General features: G+C 60.7%; 18 protein-coding genes. 8 read left to right on the top strand and 10 right to left on the bottom strand.

Annotation, left to right across the window (positions count from 1 at the left end; genetic code table 11):
- Positions 1 to 36: 36 nt before the first annotated feature.
- A complete protein-coding gene (locus B2U07_RS00670; RefSeq protein WP_197855699.1) occupies positions 37 to 561 on the bottom strand; it encodes a DUF4142 domain-containing protein in 525 nt (174 codons plus the stop codon).
- A gap of 276 nt (positions 562 to 837) precedes the next feature.
- Here B2U07_RS00670 and katE point away from each other — a divergent pair, with 276 nt between their 5' ends.
- Positions 838 to 2,976, top strand: coding sequence for a catalase HPII (katE, locus tag B2U07_RS00665; protein WP_296275471.1), 2,139 nt, complete (start codon positions 838 to 840; stop codon positions 2,974 to 2,976).
- A 196-nt stretch (positions 2,977 to 3,172) separates the two neighbouring features.
- On the opposite strand, the gene B2U07_RS00660 is transcribed toward katE, so the two are convergent.
- The 6 genes from B2U07_RS00660 to coxB form a co-directional block, all read right to left on the bottom strand.
- On the bottom strand, positions 3,173 to 3,502 hold the full coding sequence (locus B2U07_RS00660; RefSeq protein WP_296275469.1) for a four-helix bundle copper-binding protein: 330 nt from the start codon (positions 3,500 to 3,502) through the stop codon (positions 3,173 to 3,175).
- 419 nt (positions 3,503 to 3,921) lie between these two features.
- The gene (locus B2U07_RS00655) at positions 3,922 to 4,278 is read right to left on the bottom strand and encodes a hypothetical protein (protein WP_296275467.1); all 357 of its coding nucleotides are present in this window, start codon (positions 4,276 to 4,278) and stop codon (positions 3,922 to 3,924) included.
- Between the two features lie 103 nt (positions 4,279 to 4,381).
- Positions 4,382 to 4,699, bottom strand: coding sequence for a hypothetical protein (locus B2U07_RS00650; protein ID WP_197855702.1), 318 nt, complete (start codon positions 4,697 to 4,699; stop codon positions 4,382 to 4,384).
- 457 nt (positions 4,700 to 5,156) lie between these two features.
- Complete coding sequence (locus B2U07_RS00645; protein WP_197855703.1) at positions 5,157 to 5,510, bottom strand: hypothetical protein; 354 nt, start codon at positions 5,508 to 5,510, stop codon at positions 5,157 to 5,159.
- Positions 5,510 to 8,041, bottom strand: a complete 2,532-nt coding sequence (ctaD, locus tag B2U07_RS00640; RefSeq protein ID WP_296275464.1) for a cytochrome c oxidase subunit I — start codon at positions 8,039 to 8,041, stop codon at positions 5,510 to 5,512. The genes B2U07_RS00645 and ctaD overlap by 1 nt, the downstream gene beginning before the upstream one ends.
- Entirely contained in the window at positions 8,038 to 8,928 is an 891-nt protein-coding gene (coxB, locus tag B2U07_RS00635; RefSeq protein ID WP_197855848.1) for a cytochrome c oxidase subunit II, read from the bottom strand. Before coxB ends, ctaD begins: the two co-directional genes overlap by 4 nt.
- A 147-nt stretch (positions 8,929 to 9,075) precedes the next feature.
- Here coxB and B2U07_RS00630 point away from each other — a divergent pair, with 147 nt between their 5' ends.
- On the top strand, positions 9,076 to 9,534 hold the full coding sequence (locus tag B2U07_RS00630; RefSeq protein ID WP_197855849.1) for a DUF2231 domain-containing protein: 459 nt from the start codon (positions 9,076 to 9,078) through the stop codon (positions 9,532 to 9,534).
- Positions 9,535 to 9,613: 79 nt separating this feature from the next.
- Here the strand turns inward: B2U07_RS00630 and B2U07_RS00625 are convergent, their stop codons facing one another.
- Positions 9,614 to 10,027: a CopD family protein gene (locus B2U07_RS00625; RefSeq protein WP_296275462.1), complete on the bottom strand. Its 414-nt coding sequence runs from the start codon at positions 10,025 to 10,027 to the stop codon at positions 9,614 to 9,616.
- A 417-nt stretch (positions 10,028 to 10,444) separates the two neighbouring features.
- Between B2U07_RS00625 and B2U07_RS00620 the strand changes: the two genes are divergently transcribed.
- From B2U07_RS00620 to B2U07_RS00610, 3 genes are all read left to right on the top strand, one after another.
- Complete coding sequence (locus tag B2U07_RS00620; RefSeq protein ID WP_197855706.1) at positions 10,445 to 10,996, top strand: ATP-dependent Clp protease proteolytic subunit; 552 nt, start codon at positions 10,445 to 10,447, stop codon at positions 10,994 to 10,996.
- A gap of 127 nt (positions 10,997 to 11,123) precedes the next feature.
- Positions 11,124 to 11,588 (top strand): ferritin-like domain-containing protein, encoded by a 465-nt coding sequence (locus tag B2U07_RS00615; RefSeq protein ID WP_296272468.1) that lies wholly within the window; start codon positions 11,124 to 11,126, stop codon positions 11,586 to 11,588.
- A 92-nt stretch (positions 11,589 to 11,680) separates the two neighbouring features.
- Positions 11,681 to 12,115 carry a PA2169 family four-helix-bundle protein gene (locus B2U07_RS00610; RefSeq protein ID WP_275545075.1) on the top strand — a complete coding sequence of 145 codons (435 nt, stop codon included), beginning with the start codon at positions 11,681 to 11,683 and terminating at the stop codon, positions 12,113 to 12,115.
- Positions 12,116 to 12,138: 23 nt separating this feature from the next.
- Here B2U07_RS00610 and B2U07_RS00605 read toward each other — a convergent pair whose 3' ends face one another.
- Positions 12,139 to 13,620 carry an FAD-dependent oxidoreductase gene (locus tag B2U07_RS00605; RefSeq protein WP_296275460.1) on the bottom strand — a complete coding sequence of 494 codons (1,482 nt, stop codon included), beginning with the start codon at positions 13,618 to 13,620 and terminating at the stop codon, positions 12,139 to 12,141.
- A 281-nt stretch (positions 13,621 to 13,901) separates the two neighbouring features.
- Here B2U07_RS00605 and B2U07_RS00600 point away from each other — a divergent pair, with 281 nt between their 5' ends.
- Complete coding sequence (locus B2U07_RS00600) at positions 13,902 to 14,411, top strand: ferritin-like domain-containing protein (protein WP_296275459.1); 510 nt, start codon at positions 13,902 to 13,904, stop codon at positions 14,409 to 14,411.
- A gap of 396 nt (positions 14,412 to 14,807) precedes the next feature.
- Entirely contained in the window at positions 14,808 to 15,770 is a 963-nt protein-coding gene (locus B2U07_RS00595) for a bifunctional GNAT family N-acetyltransferase/nucleoside diphosphate kinase regulator (RefSeq protein WP_296275457.1), read from the top strand.
- 203 nt (positions 15,771 to 15,973) lie between these two features.
- Here B2U07_RS00595 and B2U07_RS00590 read toward each other — a convergent pair whose 3' ends face one another.
- Positions 15,974 to 16,318: a hypothetical protein gene (locus B2U07_RS00590; protein ID WP_296275455.1), complete on the bottom strand. Its 345-nt coding sequence runs from the start codon at positions 16,316 to 16,318 to the stop codon at positions 15,974 to 15,976.
- Positions 16,319 to 16,752: 434 nt separating this feature from the next.
- Between B2U07_RS00590 and B2U07_RS00585 the strand changes: the two genes are divergently transcribed.
- Positions 16,753 to 17,628, top strand: coding sequence for a manganese catalase family protein (locus B2U07_RS00585; protein ID WP_296275453.1), 876 nt, complete (start codon positions 16,753 to 16,755; stop codon positions 17,626 to 17,628).
- Positions 17,629 to 17,776 lie beyond the last annotated feature (148 nt).

Raw genomic sequence — 17,776 nt, 5'->3', positions numbered from 1 at the left:
TTGCCGGGCTGCATCAGCAGCCCGGCACACGAACAATCAATTGTCCGGTAGCTGACCGTTGATTTCTTCGGCCTTCTTCAGATGCTGCTCCAGCTTGGGCAGCGTTTCGCGGGCAAACTGGGCAATTTCCGCATCATCGGCATTCACACCACGGCGGAACAGCTCGATGGTTTCGCGGTGAGCGACCACCTGATTGTTCATATAGGCCTTGTCGAAGCTCTCCTCGCCTCGGAGTTTGAGCACCATGGCCTTGGCCTGGTTGAGCAACTCGGCGTCATCGGACACTTCCAGGTCCTTGCTCTTGGCCAGATCAGCCAGCTTCTGATTCGCGTTGCGGTGATCGTCGACCATCATCTGCGCGAAGCCCTTGACCGCTTCATTCTGGGATTTTTCCAGCGCCAGTTTTGCGGTTTCGATCTCGGCGACACCTTTCGCCGACGCCTCCTCGACAAAGTCGTCGCTATCGATCGATTCAGCTTCGTTGGCAGCGTGCAGACTGCTGGCTGCGCAAATGGCGAAAGCGGCAGCGGCCAGCCAGGCCAGTGGTTTGGATGCTTGCATGTTCGATCCTCCTAGGGTGGGTGTGCACTTGGGTAGAAGGCCGAAAGCAAGGCGAAGTTCAGGGCAAATTTGCTCTGGCTATAGCATGCCGTCACAAGCGAAACGGCCCGACTTCGCCGGCCGTCGCGAAAAATTCAAGTCGAACGGAACAGCCGCAGCTTGCCTCAAAAATTACCCGTGGCGACGCGTGGTCGCCTGCGTGGCCGCCATGCCAGACATGGTCACCGATAATCAAGCGCACGGCCTGTGCGCGCCTCCAACAGCCGGGAGTAGCCCATGAGCAAGCAACCGAAAACCGCCGGGAACAGCCAGATGGCCGGCAGCGATACGCTCGACAGAAGCAACAGCAACGCCAAGCTCGAACAGCTCGAGCAATTTCGCGAAGACTCCACCGGCGAGGCGCTGACCACCAACACCGGCGTGCGCATCGCCGACAACCAGAACAGCCTGCGCGCGGGTGATCGTGGGCCGACGCTGATGGAAGATTTCATCATGCGCGAGAAGATCACCCACTTCGACCACGAACGCATTCCCGAGCGTGTGGTGCATGCACGCGGTTCGGCAGCCCATGGCTACTTCGAGGTGACCGACCCGGCGACCGACCTGACCTGCGCCAACTTCCTCAGCGAAGCCGGCAAGCGCACCCCGGTATTCGTGCGCTTCTCCACCGTGCAGGGGCCGCGTGGTTCGGCCGATACGGTGCGCGACGTGCGCGGCTTCGCCGTGAAGTTCTATACCGAGGAGGGCAACTTCGACCTGGTCGGCAACAACATGCCGGTGTTCTTCATCCAGGATGCGATCAAGTTCCCCGACTTCGTCCATGCGGTCAAACCCGAGCCGCACAACGAGATCCCGACCGGCGCGTCGGCTCACGACACCTTCTGGGACTTCGTCTCGCTGACCCCGGAGTCCGCGCACATGGTGCTGTGGACCATGTCCGACCGCGCCATTCCCATCGCCTATCGCTCGATGCAGGGCTTTGGCGTGCACAGCTTTCGCCTGGTCAACGCCGAGGGCCAGAGCAAGCTGGTCAAGTTTCACTGGCGGCCCAAGGCCGGTGTCTGCTCGCTGGTGTGGGACGAAGCGCAGAAACTCGCCGGCAAGGACCCGGACTTTCACCGCCGCGGCCTGTGGGAAGACATCGAGCGCGGCCTCTACCCGGAATGGGAACTGGGCCTGCAGGTGATGAACGAGGAGGATGCGCAAAGCTTCGGCTTCGACCTGCTCGATCCGACCAAGCTGGTGCCCGAGGAGCTGGTGCCGGTGCGTGTGGTCGGGCGCATGGTGCTCAATCGCAACCCGGACAACTTCTTCGCGGAAACCGAGCAGGCGGCGTTTCACATCGGGCATGTGGTGCCGGGCATCGATTTCAGCAACGACCCGCTGCTGCAGGGCCGACTGTTCTCCTACACCGATACCCAGCTGCTGCGTCTTGGCGGCCCCAATTTCAACGAAATCCCGATCAATCGGCCGCTGTGTCCGTTCCACAACAACCAGCGTGACGCGCCGCACCGGCAGCAGATCAACCGTGGCCGCGCCTCCTACGAGCCGAATTCGATCGACGGCAACTGGCCGCGCGAGACGCCGCCGGCGCCCAGCGGTGGCGGCTACAGCTCCTATCCCGAGCCGCTGCACGGCACCAAGATCCGCGTGCGCTCGCCCAGCTTCGCCGACCACTTCTCCCAGGCCACGCTGTTCTGGCGCAGCATGAGCGAGGCCGAGCAGCAGCACATCGTCGATGCCTACAGTTTCGAGTTGTCGAAAGTCGAGCGCCTGTACATTCGCGAGCGTCAGGTGAAGGAAATCCTTGCCCATATCGATCCGCTGCTGGCGTTGCGCGTCGCGCAAAACCTGGGCATCGATCTGGACAGCACCTCGACGCCAAAGCTGGACGACAAAGCGCAGACGTCGCCCGCGCTCAGCCAGATGAATCTGCTGCCCGGCGATATTCGCGGGCGCCGCGTCGCAGTTCTGCTGACGCCCGGCTGCAAGGCTGACGAAGTCGCCAGCCTGAAGAAGATGCTCGAAGGTGCCGGTGCCGTGGCCAAACTCCTTGCACCTTCAGCGGCGGCGGTGAAGGACTCCGACAGTCAGCCCATGCAGCCTGACGGCAGCTTCGCTTCGGAACCGTCGATTACCGTCGATGCGGTGTTTGTGCCGGGTGGCGAGTACGTTCTCAAGACGCTGCAGGACGATGGCGTGGCCAAGCACTACCTGCTGGAAGCCTACAAGCACCTCAAGCCCATCGCGCTCAGTGGTGATGCCGCTCAGCTGGCGGCGATGCTGGGCCTGGACGAGGACGACGGGATGCTCGGCGGTGACAGCTTCGATCCGCTGTACATGCGCTTCGAGACGGCGCTCAAGCAGCATCGCATCTGGGCGCGGGAGATGCGCGCCAAGAGCATTCCGGCCTGAACCACGCCCGGCCTAACGCGGTTCGCCTGCGTCAGGCCGGGGCTTCTTCTGCCGCTGCGACCTGGTCGAGGGGCGCAGCGGCACCGGTGCATCGAGTTGCGAGCCCGGGTCTTCGTTCCCCGGATCGTCAAGCAGCCCCTGAGCGGGGCGCGGCACCGGTGTTTTGCGGGCTTGTTCCGACGTTTTCCCGTTCATTTCAGGCTGGCTCCAGCAATGGGTCCTCCGCGCACACCTGGCAGGTACGCGCGCATTCCTGGCAATGCTGGCTGGCGTGCTGCACGCATTCCTCTGCGCAGGCCAAGCAGGCGATGCGGCACAGCTGGCTGGCCACAGCGACATAGGGGCTGTTGCGCAACATCAGGGTCGCGGTAAGGCGACACAGGTCCGCGCAATCACGGCATAACTCGATGCAGCGATAATGGCCGGCGTCTCCTTCGCTGAGGCAAGCAGCAGCGCATTGCTCGCACGCGTTGGCGCAACTGCTATAGGCGGTCATATGATCGAGATAATTGTACGTATCTATCATCTTCGTGCCTCCACAAACAATTTATGTACAGGTATTATGGCGCGCCAATAAAGGTAACTTTCCTCGGAAAATAAACTCTACGACACCTAAGTAGCTATTAGTAATAGAGAAAATGTCGAACCGTCATGTCAGCGTTAGTTATTCGACATGCGCGAGAGGGCGTCCATTCCGCAAATACCAATATTTTTTTCGCCTGTATCTCAGCCGGCAATAAATGCCTATTACCTATAAATAGCGGCACTATTTGTAATGAAAAAGTAAATAGCCACGACTGATTTACGGCCGACCATTGCGAAAGGCGTCGATAAGTATCGATTGAGACTTGATCATTCGATCAAAAAAAACAAATTGGATACGAGAGAATAAAGAGGAGAGAAGGCAGGGTGGCTGGAAATACCAGCCGAGAGCGCCAGGGGCGACTAGAAGGAGTGATTGGTTTTCATCACTTCGATCATCATGTTATCGGGTCTGTCCGCTGTGCTAGGGCGCAACGGGTCGCGATTTACATCCCAGCAGGTGAGTATCGATCGGCTGAACTGGAACTCGGAAGAGGTAGCAGTGAGCCCGTTCTTGTCACAATCCTCGCAGGGCTGGCCGCTGAACGCCTCGCTGTGCACCTGATAGCAGTTCGAATCGATCTCCTGAAGCGAGCGCTGAGCGCTGTGCGTGGGTGTCGCCGGCGAGAACATCACCGCCAACGTCGGCGGCTGAAAGGGTTGCCAGATCAACAACACCACCAGGCATGTCGCCCCGGCTATGTAGGGCCATTCGTACATCAGTTGGTGCCGATAGGGCATATGCCTTCTGATTCTTCCCATCAGATCTTCGGGCTTGCTCCGAATCGTTGCTGAATCCTTGCATCTGGGCACGTGTGTATCCTCATTCCTTCGTGAGCTTTCTCATAGCCCACAAGCGGGAGGAGCGCGTGCGGAAAATCGGCTCGCGCGAGTAGGTTGGCAATTGCATGGCGTTACAATGCTTGACCGCTTCGCTTATCGACTCGCCATCTTCCTCCAAAGTCATATCGAAATGGATCAGCCGGATCAACTCCTGGGTGGGACAAGTCCCATCGAGAACGCGAACGAGCTGTCGTTCATTATGGGCGACGGTCAGCACGATGCTGCCGTCCGGTCTTGGCGTCATATCAATTTCATAATTGGCTAACGCCGACCTGATGCTTTCCAAGTCATGGTTCATGAGTTCCTCCTTAAAGACACCCATGAAACATAGCGCCGTATCTATGGCATACCAACACTTGGGACGATTGGTATAAATAAAAACCAAATTGACATCATCTACCCAAGTTATACAAATTTGCGCTTGGAAAAATTCATTTGCGATGGGGTTTATTCATGAAAATTTCAAGGCTGAGTTTATTGTTTGCATACAGCATCTTGCATCAGGCCAACGAGCGAATTGGCCCGCGGTGACAGAAAAAATAAACTGAACCAAATGCACGACACGCTTTCGTCGAATCGACTGGAACCCCAAATAAAACTTGTACAAAAAGTTAACGCGCTTTAAGAAATCGCGATAAAGGGTTCAGTGTTTTGTCACTGGCGGCGCCTCAACCCCCAAGCCCGGGATCTCCATGGGCGGACGCTTTTTACCGATCCATCGCAGCGGCAGTGTGGTGAACAGCCCGGCAAAACGCTCACAGGCAGGGCGGCAGGCTAAGCGTCGGCAGGGCGACGAAGACGGTAGCGATGGCGCCGATCAGGTTGATACCGGCGGCAATACGGGCAACGAAACGCTCGGACTGGGTCGCGCGGTCACGCCTGGCGGCGCGCTGAAACAGGCGCGCCAGCAGGAGCAGTGCAATCGCGGTAACCAGGCTAAGCAGGGCGAGCAGCCCGTTCAGCCAGGTCCATTGCCCTTGTGCAGGGTCTGGCGGCACAAACGCACAACCCACCGAAAGACCGCCATAGATCGCAACGAACCAGAGGCTCCAGAGCACCAGCCCGAGCGGGATGTGGATCGGGTTGTAGGGCGAGCGTAACGGTTGCATCACGCACCTCCGAAGGCAGGTGGGAACAGCACTACGCTGCAGTAGGTGATCCACATCACCGCCAAGTTGTACTGCCAGAGCTGCTCTACCACCAGCGGCTCGTATGGCGTGTTCTTGCACACATAGCCATAGCGCACACGCAACGCCTGCAATGCGCTGAGGATGGCTGCCAACGCGCCGTGCACCAGGCTGTAGCTGAGCATCACGGTGATCACCGCATCGTGTGCCGTGACACGTGGCGCCAGATCGCCTGTCAGCAGGGCCCAGAGCAGCAGCCCGGCATGCAGTGCACCGAGCAGCGCCACGCCGGCAAAGCAGGTGATCAGCGTGGCCGGCTCACCCTCACTCTGACGCAGGCGGCGCAGCACCGGGCGCTGCCAGAGAACGGCGATGCTGAGCAGCACGGCGCTGACCAGCAGCAGGCGCTGGTCGATGACCGGCTCGTCAGGGACCAGCCAGTTCGGCGACACGGTCCACAGGTAGAACCAGCCGAACAACAGCGCCAGATAGAGTGCACCATTGGCCAGCAGGGTCACGCCCATGCCCCAGAGTCCCGGTCCGTCGCAGGTACGCGAGTGCAGCGGCGGCTCTCCGGGCTGCACCCGGGCATCCGGCGCCGCCAGCGGGTGCGCGCCGTTCTCCCAGCTCCAGCGCAGCAGCACCGCCACCGCGATGATGCACGCGGCCAGCGCGACCCAGTAGAACTTGGTCAAAAGCCCCAGGCACATGATGGCGATGAAGGCCGAGGCGGCGAACGGCAGCCAACTGTTGCCGGGCAGGTGGATGATCTCGCGCACCTTGCCGGTCAGCGGTTCGACGCCCCAGGTTTCCCGCCGACCATGGTCGATCACGGTGAGGGCGAACTCGCCGTTGTCGATGCGTTCGCCCAGATCAGGGTACTCCCACATCGGGTGACGGGTGCGTACCGGCGGCAGGCTGACGAAGTTGTAGGCGCTGGGTGGCAGGTGCGTGCTCCACTCCAGGGTATCCGCATCCCAGGGGTTGTTCTGCGCCTTCTGACCGAAGCGAAAGTGTAGGACGATATCCAGCAGCACCGTGGCAATACCGATGGCCATGATGAAACTGCCCACCGAGGAAATCAGATTCGGCAGATCCCAGCCCAGGCCGGACTGGTAGGTATAGATCCGCCGCGGCATGCCCATCAGCCCGGTCCAGTGCATGATCAGGAAGGTCACGTTGAAGCCGATGAACACCAGCCAGAAGCCCCACTTGCCGAGGCGCTCCGACGGCATGCGTCCGGAGAAGTGCGGCAGCCAGTAATAGATGCCGGCCAACAGCGGGAAGAACATGCCGCCCACCAACACGTAGTGCATGTGCGCTACCACGAAGTGGGTGTCGTGCACCTGCCAGTCGAAGGGCACCAGGGCCAGCATCACGCCGGTCAGGCCGCCACAGACGAAGATCACCAGAAAGCCCACCAGCCACAGCATCGGCACGTGGTAACGCGGCTTGCCGACCCACAGCGTGGCGATCCAGGCGAAGACCTGAACGCCGGTCGGGATCGCTACCAGCATGCTCGCAGCGGAAAAGAACACCTGCGCCAACTGCGGAATGCCCACGGTGAACATATGGTGTACCCACAAGCCGAAGCTGATGAAGCCGGTCGTGAGAACCGACAGCACCACCCAGCGATAGCCCACCAGCGGACGCTGGCAGAACACCGGCAGCAGGGTCGAGACGATGCCGGCCGCCGGCAGGAAGATGATGTACACCTCGGGATGGCCGAACAGCCAGAACAGGTGTTGCCAGAGAATCGGGTCGCCACCGCGCGCCACCTCGAAGAACGGCAGGCCAACGGCGCGCTCGAGTTCGAGCAGGATGCTGCCGAGGATCAGCGGCGGGAAGCCGACCACTATCATCATGGCCATGACCAGGATGTACCAGGCGTAGATCGGCATCTTGTTCAGGGCCATGCCTTCGGCACGGGTGCGCAGGATCGACACCACCAGCTCGACGCCCGCCGACACCGCGGAGATTTCCACGAAAGTGATGCCGATCAGCCAAAAGTCCGAGTTCGGCCCCGGGGTATGCACCGCGCTGGAAAGCGGCGTGTACATGAACCAGCCGGCCTTGGGCGCGATGCCCAGCAGCAGACTGGCGCACAGAATCAGCCCACCGAACAGGTAGCACCAGTAGCCCAGCGCCGATAGCCGCGGGAATACCAGGTCACGGGCGCCGAGCATCTTCGGAATAAGGTAGACCGCCAAGCCCTCCATCATCGGTACGGCAAACAGGAACATCATCACCGTGCCGTGCATGGTGAACACCTGGTTGTAGATGTCCGGTTCGAGGAACTCGTAGCCGGGTATCGCCAGTTGCGTACGCACCAGCATCGCCAGCAGGCCGCCGAACAGGAAAAAGCCCAGCCCGGTGAGCATGAAGCGAATGCCGACGGTAGTGTGGTTGACGATGGTCAGCGACCTCCAGCCGCGCGGGTTGCCCCAGACTTCGTTGAACTGATTGTGCAGTTGCTCGGGGTCGGCAACGCGCTGGTTGCTTGGCGTACTCACGGGTGCAGGGTCTCCAGCCAGTCGGCGATGGCACTGAGGTGGTCGGGGTCGAGGTCGTCGTGCAGCGGCATGGCGTTGCCGGGCTTGAGCCGCTGGTGCTCCTGCAGCCAGTGCAACAGTGCGCCCGGCTCGTTGTTCAGCACGCCGGCGCCAAGCATCGATCGCGCGCCGACATCGCTCAGGTCCGGGGCGCGATTTCCTTCGCTGACGCCCGCTACCCGGTGGCACTGGCCGCAGCGAGCCGCGAAGGCTTCGCCGGCAGGGCCGGGCAGGGCGCTGGCTTGCCAGTCGCTGCGGGCTTGCAGCCAGTTGGCGAAGTCCTCTTCTTCATGAGCCTGCACGTCGAGGATCATGTGCGTGTGCTGGGTTCCGCAGAACTCCGAGCACTGCCCGCGGAAAATGCCGGGGCGGTCGGCCTGCAGGCGGATGCGGTTGTCCCGGCCAGGGATCATGTCGATCTTGCCGCCCAGGCGCGGCACCCAGAAGGAATGGATGACATCGGCGCTGGTGACGTCGAGGTCCACCGGGCGACCGACCGGCAGGTGCAGCTGGTTGGCGGTGACCACGCCGCTGTCCGGGTAGCGCACCTCCCACCACCACTGATGGCCGATCACCTCGATGCGCAAGGGCTGCTCGCCGCTCAACGGCAAGGGCAGCATGCGTTGGCCGATGGGAATGCCGAACAGCAGCAACACCAGAATGCTCAGGGTCGGCAGCAACAGGCCGCCGCCGATCAGCCAGCGCAACGTCAGCTGACGTGCCCGGGCGTCGTCCACCTGCGGGCTGTTGCGGCGCATGGCATGCACCCACAACGCCGTCACCACGATCAGCACCAGAGTGGCGAAAGCGCACATCGCCCACCACAGGATCGCTACCTCGTGCGCAATCGGTCCGGCCGGGTCGAGCGCCGATTGTGGCCCCTCGCAGGCAACGAGAAACGGAACTGCCAGCGTCAGCGTGGTCAACTTGAAACAGGGCGTCAGCCAATGACGCTGCTGTTCAACCTCATCATTGATCTGTTCAGGGAGGCCGGGATGGCCGAAATAAAGGAAGTTATCGTCAGTCGCGCAGCTATCGCCGGGCATCCGCTGCATCCGATGATGATCCACTTTCCCGTGGCGGCGCTGCTGGGCCTGGTGGCGACCGACATCGCCTATCTGCTGCTGGCCGATCCGTTCTGGGCGCGCGCCAGTCTCTGGCTCGCGGGCGTCGGCGCCTTCGGTGGCTGGGTGGCGAGCATGGCGGGGCTGGTCGATCTGCTCACGGTCGGCAGCATCCGGCGCAAGATCACCGCCTGGTGCCACGCCATCATCGCGGTGATGATGCTGTCGCTGGCATCGCTGAACTGGCTGCTGCGCTACGCCGGTCCGGAGCAGGGCATGGAACGCTGGGCGCTGTACCTGTCGCTGCTGACCGCTGCCCTGATCGGGCTGGCGGCTTACCTGGGCGGGCGCCTGGTGTACGAACACGGCGTGGGTGTAGATACACGCTGAACGACTCGGCCCCTGCTTGCCGGCCACTGGGTGGTAGAGGGAGCGGGGCAGGTCATGCATGTTCTCGGGTACTCCGTGGTCAGAAAGGTTTGGCCAGCACCAACCACAGCGTGGCGCTGATCAGGAAGGCCAGCAGCAGGCCGATCAACAGACAGTCACGGCGCAGGGCGCGGTCGGTGACGCGCTCGATGCGCAGGATCAACACGCCGCACAGGGCATGACACAGCACCATGCCGGCGACGGTGGTGAGCTTGGCGATCAGCCAGGCATCGAAGATCGAGTCGCGCAGGAACAGCGCCGTGCCCGAGCCGATGGCCAGCAACGCCGCTGGCGTAGCGATCAGGTTGAAAATCGAGCGGGTGAGTTGGCCGTGGTCGCGATAGAAGAGGTCGTCGCTGCTGCGTGTACCGGCGGCGATCATCGCGGGCAGATACAGCAGCGCGCCGCACCAGCCGATCAGCGCCATGAAATGCAGCAGTTTGAGCAGTGGCATCGATGCTTTCCCGTGCGTCCGTTCGTTTCGAGCACATGGCCCTGGTGGGGCAGGCCACGACTGTGTGACTGCCTGACGGTGTCTGAGTTCGGCTGCTCTCCTGGACGAGCCGCGTTCGCCTCCCGGATGAAAAAGAAGGAACCGCCGCAAGGAGAAGGAGGGAGACGGTGCGGCGGTCCGGGGGAAGCAGAGATGCTCGTTCGATTTGGCGCGACTGCGCCGGCCAGGTGCAACACCTGGCAAGCTGCCCCTGAAACAAACAGAGTTGCGCCACCGCCCTCACGTTCAAGCTTTTTCGCCAAAGCCATGCGGTTCGTCACAAACAGCCGCCGGCAGAAAAATTGAAACCCGACGATGAGTTTTCACTCACTTCAAGAGAAAACCTCGCAAAGCGCTTCATTGGCAAAGGAGGAAAACATGAGAACTCACGTCGTGCATTTCACCGCACCGATCAATTCCTACACCTGTGGTCAGTTGATCGACAAATGCAGCCAGGCCGTCCATCAGGGCGCCGATGAACTGGTGCTGAAAATCGCCACCATGGGCGGGGAGTGCAGCTACGGCTTCTCCCTCTACAACTTCCTCATCTCGCTGCCGGTACCGGTCAAGACGCACAACCTCGGCACCGTGGAATCGATGGGCAACATCATCTTTCTCGCCGGAGAAACGCGCACGGCGTGCCCGCACAGCAAATTCCTGTTTCACCCCTTCCACTGGACGGTCAATGGCGCCGTGGACCATGCGCGCATGTCCGAATATGCGATGAGCCTGGACTACGATCTGCAGCTCTACGCCGATATCGTCGCCGAGCGTACGACGGGGGCCGAGGCGCCGCTCGACGTGCTGCAGTGCCTGATGTCCGCGCCGCGCATCCTCAATGTCGAAGAAGCGCTGGCGGCGGGGGTGATCCACCGTGAAGACTGCCTGGGCATGCCGGCCGAAGCGGTCAACTGGTGCGTGCATACGTGAGCCGGTTTCTCTACCGCTTGGAATATTCTCTGAACGATCAGCGAAGCCCTGACGTCGGAATCCATGTAGGCCCCGCCAAGGGACATACCATCAAGCAATGGCCGTTTAGCCGGCCCGGAGGCGACTTATGGATCTCACAGACGATCGCAAAGACCTGGTACGCACCCTCAACAAGCTCATCGAAACCTGCAAGGACGGTGAAGAGGGCTTCAAGGTCTGCGCCGAAGACGTCAAGCGACCGGATATGAAGCAACTGTTCTCGCAACGCTCGCGGCAGTGTGCCGAGGCGGCGGAAGAGCTGCAGCGTACCGTCCTGGAACTGGGCGGACAGCCCGAGGACAGCACCAGCATGAGCGCCGACCTGCACCGTCGCTGGGTCGACCTGAAATCACTGATCACTGGCAAGGATGAGGAGGCGATCCTCAACGAAGCCGAGCGTGGCGAGGACGTCGCCAAAGAGCGCTACAGCGAAGCCTTGACCCAGAATCTGCCGCCGCAGATCCGTACCCTGGTGGAGCGGCAGTATCAGGGCGTGCTGCGCAACCACAACGAGGTCAGGGCCATGCGTGACGCGGCCCGCGCCAAGAGCTGATCCTGGCCCGACTACCGGGTGCCGCGTATCGACGCGCGCACCCGGTTGATCTATCCGCAAATGCGTCAGCAAGCGTAGGGGAGGCGCAACGCATGCCGACCTTGGACAAGACCATCACCCAGCTCAACCACCTTCTGATGACCAGTCACGATGCCAGCCTGAGCTATCGACGCCTCGCAGGCAGCATCGGCACACCCGAGCAGCAGCGGCTATTCAGCGAGCGCGAACAGCAGTGCGTAATGCTGATGGACTGCCTGCACAACCAGATTCTTACCTATGGCGGCCGGCCGGCTGAGCACCCAAGCGTGCCCGGCGTGTTTCGCCACGCCTGGAACAGTCTGACCGCCTCGCTGTTGCCCGAGCGCGGACGCGCCCGCCTGCGGGCCGCATTGCGCACGGAAAAGCAAATTCGCCACGGTTTCGAGCAATTGCTAGCGGAGCAGTTGGCTCCGGAGTTTCGTCAGCAGTTGCAGGAGCACAACAGCCGCAGCATCGAATTCGAAAGACTGATCCGCGCGCGGCTGTAGCCAAAGGTGCAGTAAAGGGCGGCTCAGTCCGGCAGCGGCCGCTTCGCCAGTGGCTCACAGGCTGGCCCGTGCCTGACCTGGCCGTCGGCCTCGAAAATGGAACCGTGGCATGGACAATCCCAGGTGCGATCGGCATTGTTCCAAGTCACCGCGCAGCCCATGTGCGTGCACTTCGCCGACAGCGCATGCAGCGCACCGTCATCGTCGCGCCACACTGCCAGCTTCTCATCACCACGACTGACGACTCCGCCCTGGCCAGGCTGCAGTGCCTGCGCATCATCGATCAGGGTATGGCTGTCGCTGCTCTGGTTGAGATCCTCGCCAGCCTTGCGCTTGGGATCGAACAGCGCGCCCCAGGGCCAACGGCCACTGGTGATCTGCTGTGCCAGGCCGATGCCGGAGGCGGTGCCATTGGTGATGCCCCAGGCACTGAAGCCGGTGGCAAGGTACAGGCCGGGCGCCTTTTCGGCATCCGGTTCGCCGACATAAGCCATGCGGTCGGGGGTGTCATAATCCTCGTTGCACCAGCGCCAGACGGCCTCTGCCACCGGCAGGTGTTGCCGCGCCCACTCTTCCAGCTCGACGAAACGCTGTGCCACGTCAGCGTCCTGTCCCGTGTTGAAACGCGGGCCAAGTACCAGAATCAGCGGCCCGTCCGCGTCCTGCGCCATACGGATGGAGTGCGTGGGCTCATCGGCGGCAATGAACATGCCTTCCAGCACCTCCTCCGTGCTCGGACGAAAGGCGATGGCGACGTGGCAACGCGGCTGTGTCGGGCTGATGTAGTCCACGGGTGTCTTCACCGGCATATGGGTGGTGATCACCAACTTGTCGGCACTGAGCACACCGCCCTCGAAACCGATCTGCCAGCGCTCATGATGTTCGAAGCTGGTCGCGCGAGTGCCCTCGAAGACACGCCCTCCCTTGGCCTGCACTGCTTGTGCAAGACCCAGCAGATATTGGGCCGGATTGAACTGCGCTTGCTGGGGAAACTCCAGCGCGCCGGAAGTGGCGAACGGCAGCGGCGCCTGCTCCAGCACCTGCGCCTGTAGCCCCAGCGAACGAGCGGCCTCGGCTTCCGCCTTTAAAGCGGTATTCTGCTGCTCGCTCACTGCGTAGACATAGGCCGAGCGTCGCTGGAAATCACAGTCGATCGCGTACTGTTCGACCCAGTCAGCGATGCGCTGCAATGCCTGTTGGTTGGCGTCTGCATAAGACTGCGCCGTTGCACGGCCAGCCTTGTCGATCAGGTCGCGGTAGATCAATGCGTGCTGCGTAGTGACCTTGGCGGTCGACAAACCGGTCACCTGACGGCCGACCTTCCTCGCCTCGAGTACCACCACCGACTTGCCGGCCTCGCACAGCGCGAGCGCGGTACTCAGGCCGGCGATGCCGGCGCCGACGACCGCGACCTCACATTCGCAATGCCCGGAGAGGCTGGGAAAATCGATATCGGGCACGGAGGCGGGCCAGCAGCAGCCGGGTTTGGCAGATAGCGCGGTCATGGACACTTCCTCGTTTCTGCAGGGGTAGGTTCCCGTGTAGAAACCCGGTCACGCAGCGCGGTTCAACCTTTCTGCCCGCTGGTCAACATCCTGTCACGCCGCTCATCCATGGGTTCGGCAAATAATCTGAACTGGCGCAGCCGGCGGCGACTCCTCAGTAACGAGGGCCAACGCAATCGCGATAACCCTTACCCAGAACCTTGCCACGACTGTCCTGCCCGGTCCGTTCTCAAGCGGTGCCAGAGGAGGGCGGTACGACCAGACCGACAGGAGATGCCCCCATGTCCACTGTTACCGACAACCTGCTGGATTGGCTGCGCGATGCTCACGCCATGGAGCAGCAAGCCGAGAAGATGCTCACCGCCCAATCCGAGCGCCTGGAACATTACCCCGATCTCAAAGCGCGCATCGTTCAGCACATCGACGAGACCCGCGGTCAGCGCGAACTGCTGGAGTCCTGCCTGCAGCGCCTGGGCAGCAGCCCATCGACATTCAAGGATCTGTCCGCCAAGGTCATGGCGTTCGGCCAGGCGGTTGCCGGCATGACCGTCAGCGACGAGGTGGTCAAGGGCGCGATGAGTGGCTACGTGTTCGAGAACATGGAAATCGCTGCCTACACCGTGCTGATCGCCGCCGCCAGAGAGGCCGGCGACACCCAGACCCAGACCGCCTGCGAGCAGATCCTCCAGCAGGAAGTGGCGATGGCGGATTGGCTCAAAGAGCATCTGCCGCAGATAACCGCTGCGTTTCTCCAGCGCAGTGCATCACCTGACCAGGAAGCCAAGCGCTGAGCGAGCGCTTGGCAGTAACGGTCTCCTAGCGCACCATGATTGCCTGCTGAGCAGCATGCGGTCATGGTGGTCGCAGGTGAAAGTCGTTGATCTTGCAGCGTGGTAGGGCCCTCGGCCCCTCCGCGCTGCTGCGCTGTAGCTCATATCCCGATACCTCGGCGGCGGGGATATGGCTGCGTGGAGCTTGGCGATCAGCGCCGCGCTGTCGCTCCGATAGGGGGACGCTCGGTATCGCTGATTACGCACCTTCGCCAGGCCCAAGCGATAGCGCTGCCGCTATAGCGATCGGGTTGAGTCGGCACCACGACCAAGAGAACGATTTGGAAGAAAGGTACGCGGACGGTTCGGCATTATTCGCGTTATGGCTTAAAGTAGCCGGTTGCTGAAAGAACCGTCATGGCCATAGCCATGAAGGGCTTTCATTCTTCGAATTGGTCTGTGGTGAAGATGAACGAGCCTTTCATTTCGCTGTGCCCTGAAATTACTCGGGCACACGCGCTGACGCTGATGGAGTGGTTGGAGGATGAGCGCGTCACTTGCTATCTGAGTGACTCGCGTCATGTTGCCCGCTCCATCGAACAAGCCATCGATCGGACTCAGTTGCCGATCCTGACTCATCTATTCAACCGAGGCGGCCGATTCTTCATGGCCTACGACCGCCATGATGCCCCGGTGGGCTTTGTCCGTCTGATCAAGACCGGCTCGGATTGCGAAATAGTCCTGGCCATCGGAGACAGCGAAAAGTGGGGCCAGAACCTTGGCACCCGCACGATCCTCGAAGGCATGAAACTGGCGTTTCTCGACATGCGGGCGGAAAAGCTGATCGCCAAGATCCACCCGGATAACCTGCGTTCGCACAAGGCCTTCATGCGCAGCGGCTTTGTGCTTGAGAGCGAAACCTCGACATTGAAGACGTTCTCCATGACGGCGGGGTGCTATCTGCAGTTCTTGCGTGAAGATGCCTTTAAAAATGCCCCTGCGATCTACATCACGGAATTCGACAAGGCCAGGCTCGAGAGCCTGATCGCGCTCGAACAGGGCCCGGCCGTTGTCGAACTCGAACATGAGCTCGAGCGAGCCGTTGTGGTCGAACCTCAGCAGGTGCCGGGCAATGTCGTGACGATGAATTCCAGGGCCTTGCTGCAGCTGGACGATGAAGAGATCGAAGTGGCCCTGGTTTATCCTGAAGACGCCGACTGGAACGCCGGCAAGCATTCCGTGTGCTCCGACATCGGGGCCGCCATCCTCGGCTATCAGGAGGGAGATGCCATCGACTGGCGAATTTCTGATCGAACCCGCCGAATCGAGATCAGGAAAGTGCTTTACCAGCCGGAGGCGGCGGGCGATTTCCACCTGTAACTGCGCCTTGGGCTCGGTGTCCGTCCGCCAAGTCCTACCATGATCGGAAAAAAACTGACTGGTTAAGCGGTTCCCGGTGCATCAGCCAAATATGTGCTGGCGATAGCGGGGGCTGCGTTGCGCTCCCCCGGCGTCGCCGCTTTCGGCCATAAGCGCAGGTCGTAGGCGACAGCCTCGAACCCGAAGCTGCGGTTGCTAGCCGCCTAGCGGGCTGCGAGAGCCATCGCTTGGCGTTTTTTCCAAAGCATCTTGGCGGCGGTGGGATTGATTGGGCTACCACTGAACGTGGGAAGGGGGGATTGAAGTATCTTTTTGCCGACATCTTCCCATTGAATATTCCCGGTAGTCATTTCCCGGGTGAGGTTGAACTCATCAACTATCGTTTTTAAATCCTTGTCACTTACTAAAGCACAGGGATTAATAGCCTTCATGTAAATGCTCGTGCCGTTCTGGCTAAGCGACATCAGCAGCTTTCCATCAGGTCGCGCCTTGAGTGCTACCTCATGTTCCGGCAGGTGTTTGCGCAAATAGTTGATTGCGTTTTCCACGGCATGAACCCTCCTTTGTGCTTGTATTGATACAGGCACATGAGCAGTAGGCATGCCAAGATTTCGTTTAATGCTAATCCATTGATTTTAATGGCTATTTTTGATTTTTATCTTGATTTCATGGTGCAAAATGCACTGTGTGCCATAAGGCTATCATGCATATTACAATGTCGCTCCCGCTGCGCTTTAGTGACGGATGTGACGTCTTTCAGTCACTGCCAGACGCCTTTAGGGCTGCTCACACTTGCTGCGGTCCGCTTCCAGACCAATCTAATTTCAAAACAATGGATGGACGGTCTCTCACGACACCGCTAAGCCGACATGCTGAACTATTCGGAAGGGGCGCTTCTCTAGAAAAGTGAACAGTCAAGTTCATTCAGGGACGGCTTGCCGCGATAAGGACGTAAGCGAAAACAACCGTGAGAGGTAGCCCAATGTTTGTACATAACAAGCGGCTCCAGTACACCGTTCGGGTGGCTGGCCCCAATCCTGGTCTCGCTAATTTATTGCTGGAGCAATTCGGCGGGCCGCAAGGTGAACTTGCCGCCGCGATGCGCTATTTCACCCAAGGCCTGGCTGAAGATGATGCAGGTCGCAAGGATATGCTGATGGACATCGCCACGGAGGAGCTGAGCCACCTCGAGGTCATCGGTACCATCGTTGGCATGTTGAACAAGGGCGCGAAGGGCCAGTTGGCAGAGGGTGTCGAGGCGGAGGCGGAGCTCTATCGATCGCTGACTGGCGGCGGTAATGATTCGCACATTACCTCGCTGCTGTATGGCGGTGGGCCGGCGCTGGTCAACTCCGCAGGCGTGCCATGGACTGCATCCTACATCGATTCGATTGGTGAGCCTTCCGCTGATCTACGCTCGAATATCGCTGCCGAGGCGCGTGCAAAGATCGTCTATGAGCGGTTGATCAACGTAACCGATGATCCAGGCATTCAAGACGCTCTGCGCTTTCTAATGTCGCGAGAGCTGGCACATCAGAAGTCCTTTGAGAAGGCGCTCCACTCGATGCGACCCAACTTCCCGCAGGGGAAGCTTCCGGGCCTGCCAGAGTTCACCAATACGTACTTCAACATGTCGCAGGGCGAAGGCGAGATGCGAGGTTCGTGGAATCAGGGCGGCGATTGGATCTACGTGGATTCGCCAAGCCCGGCAGTAGATGGTGGGGATGGTATGGCAACCGTTGCACTGCCGGACAAGGACGGCAAAGTCCTGGCCCAGATGGCTGCTCGCACTCTGTCGGATCCAGCGGCAGACCCGCTTACCGGCGCCGATATTGGCTCCGGGGTCACAAAGAAATAGCTCTGCAGTCGTTAGTGGAGGGGGCCTGGAGCAGGCCCTCTGCGCTATCTGAATGCCTGCTGCGCTAATCGCAGCCGCTAAACGGCGACCAGCCGAATCGAGCCGGAGGCTGGACTGAAGCAGCAGTCGGGCGGGTCAAAGCTTGTTT

The sequence above is a fragment of the Pseudomonas sp. UBA7530 genome (assembly GCF_002479365.1).
Lineage (GTDB): Bacteria > Pseudomonadota > Gammaproteobacteria > Pseudomonadales > Pseudomonadaceae > Aquipseudomonas.
This window is presented reverse-complemented; position numbering and strand designations above follow the sequence as displayed.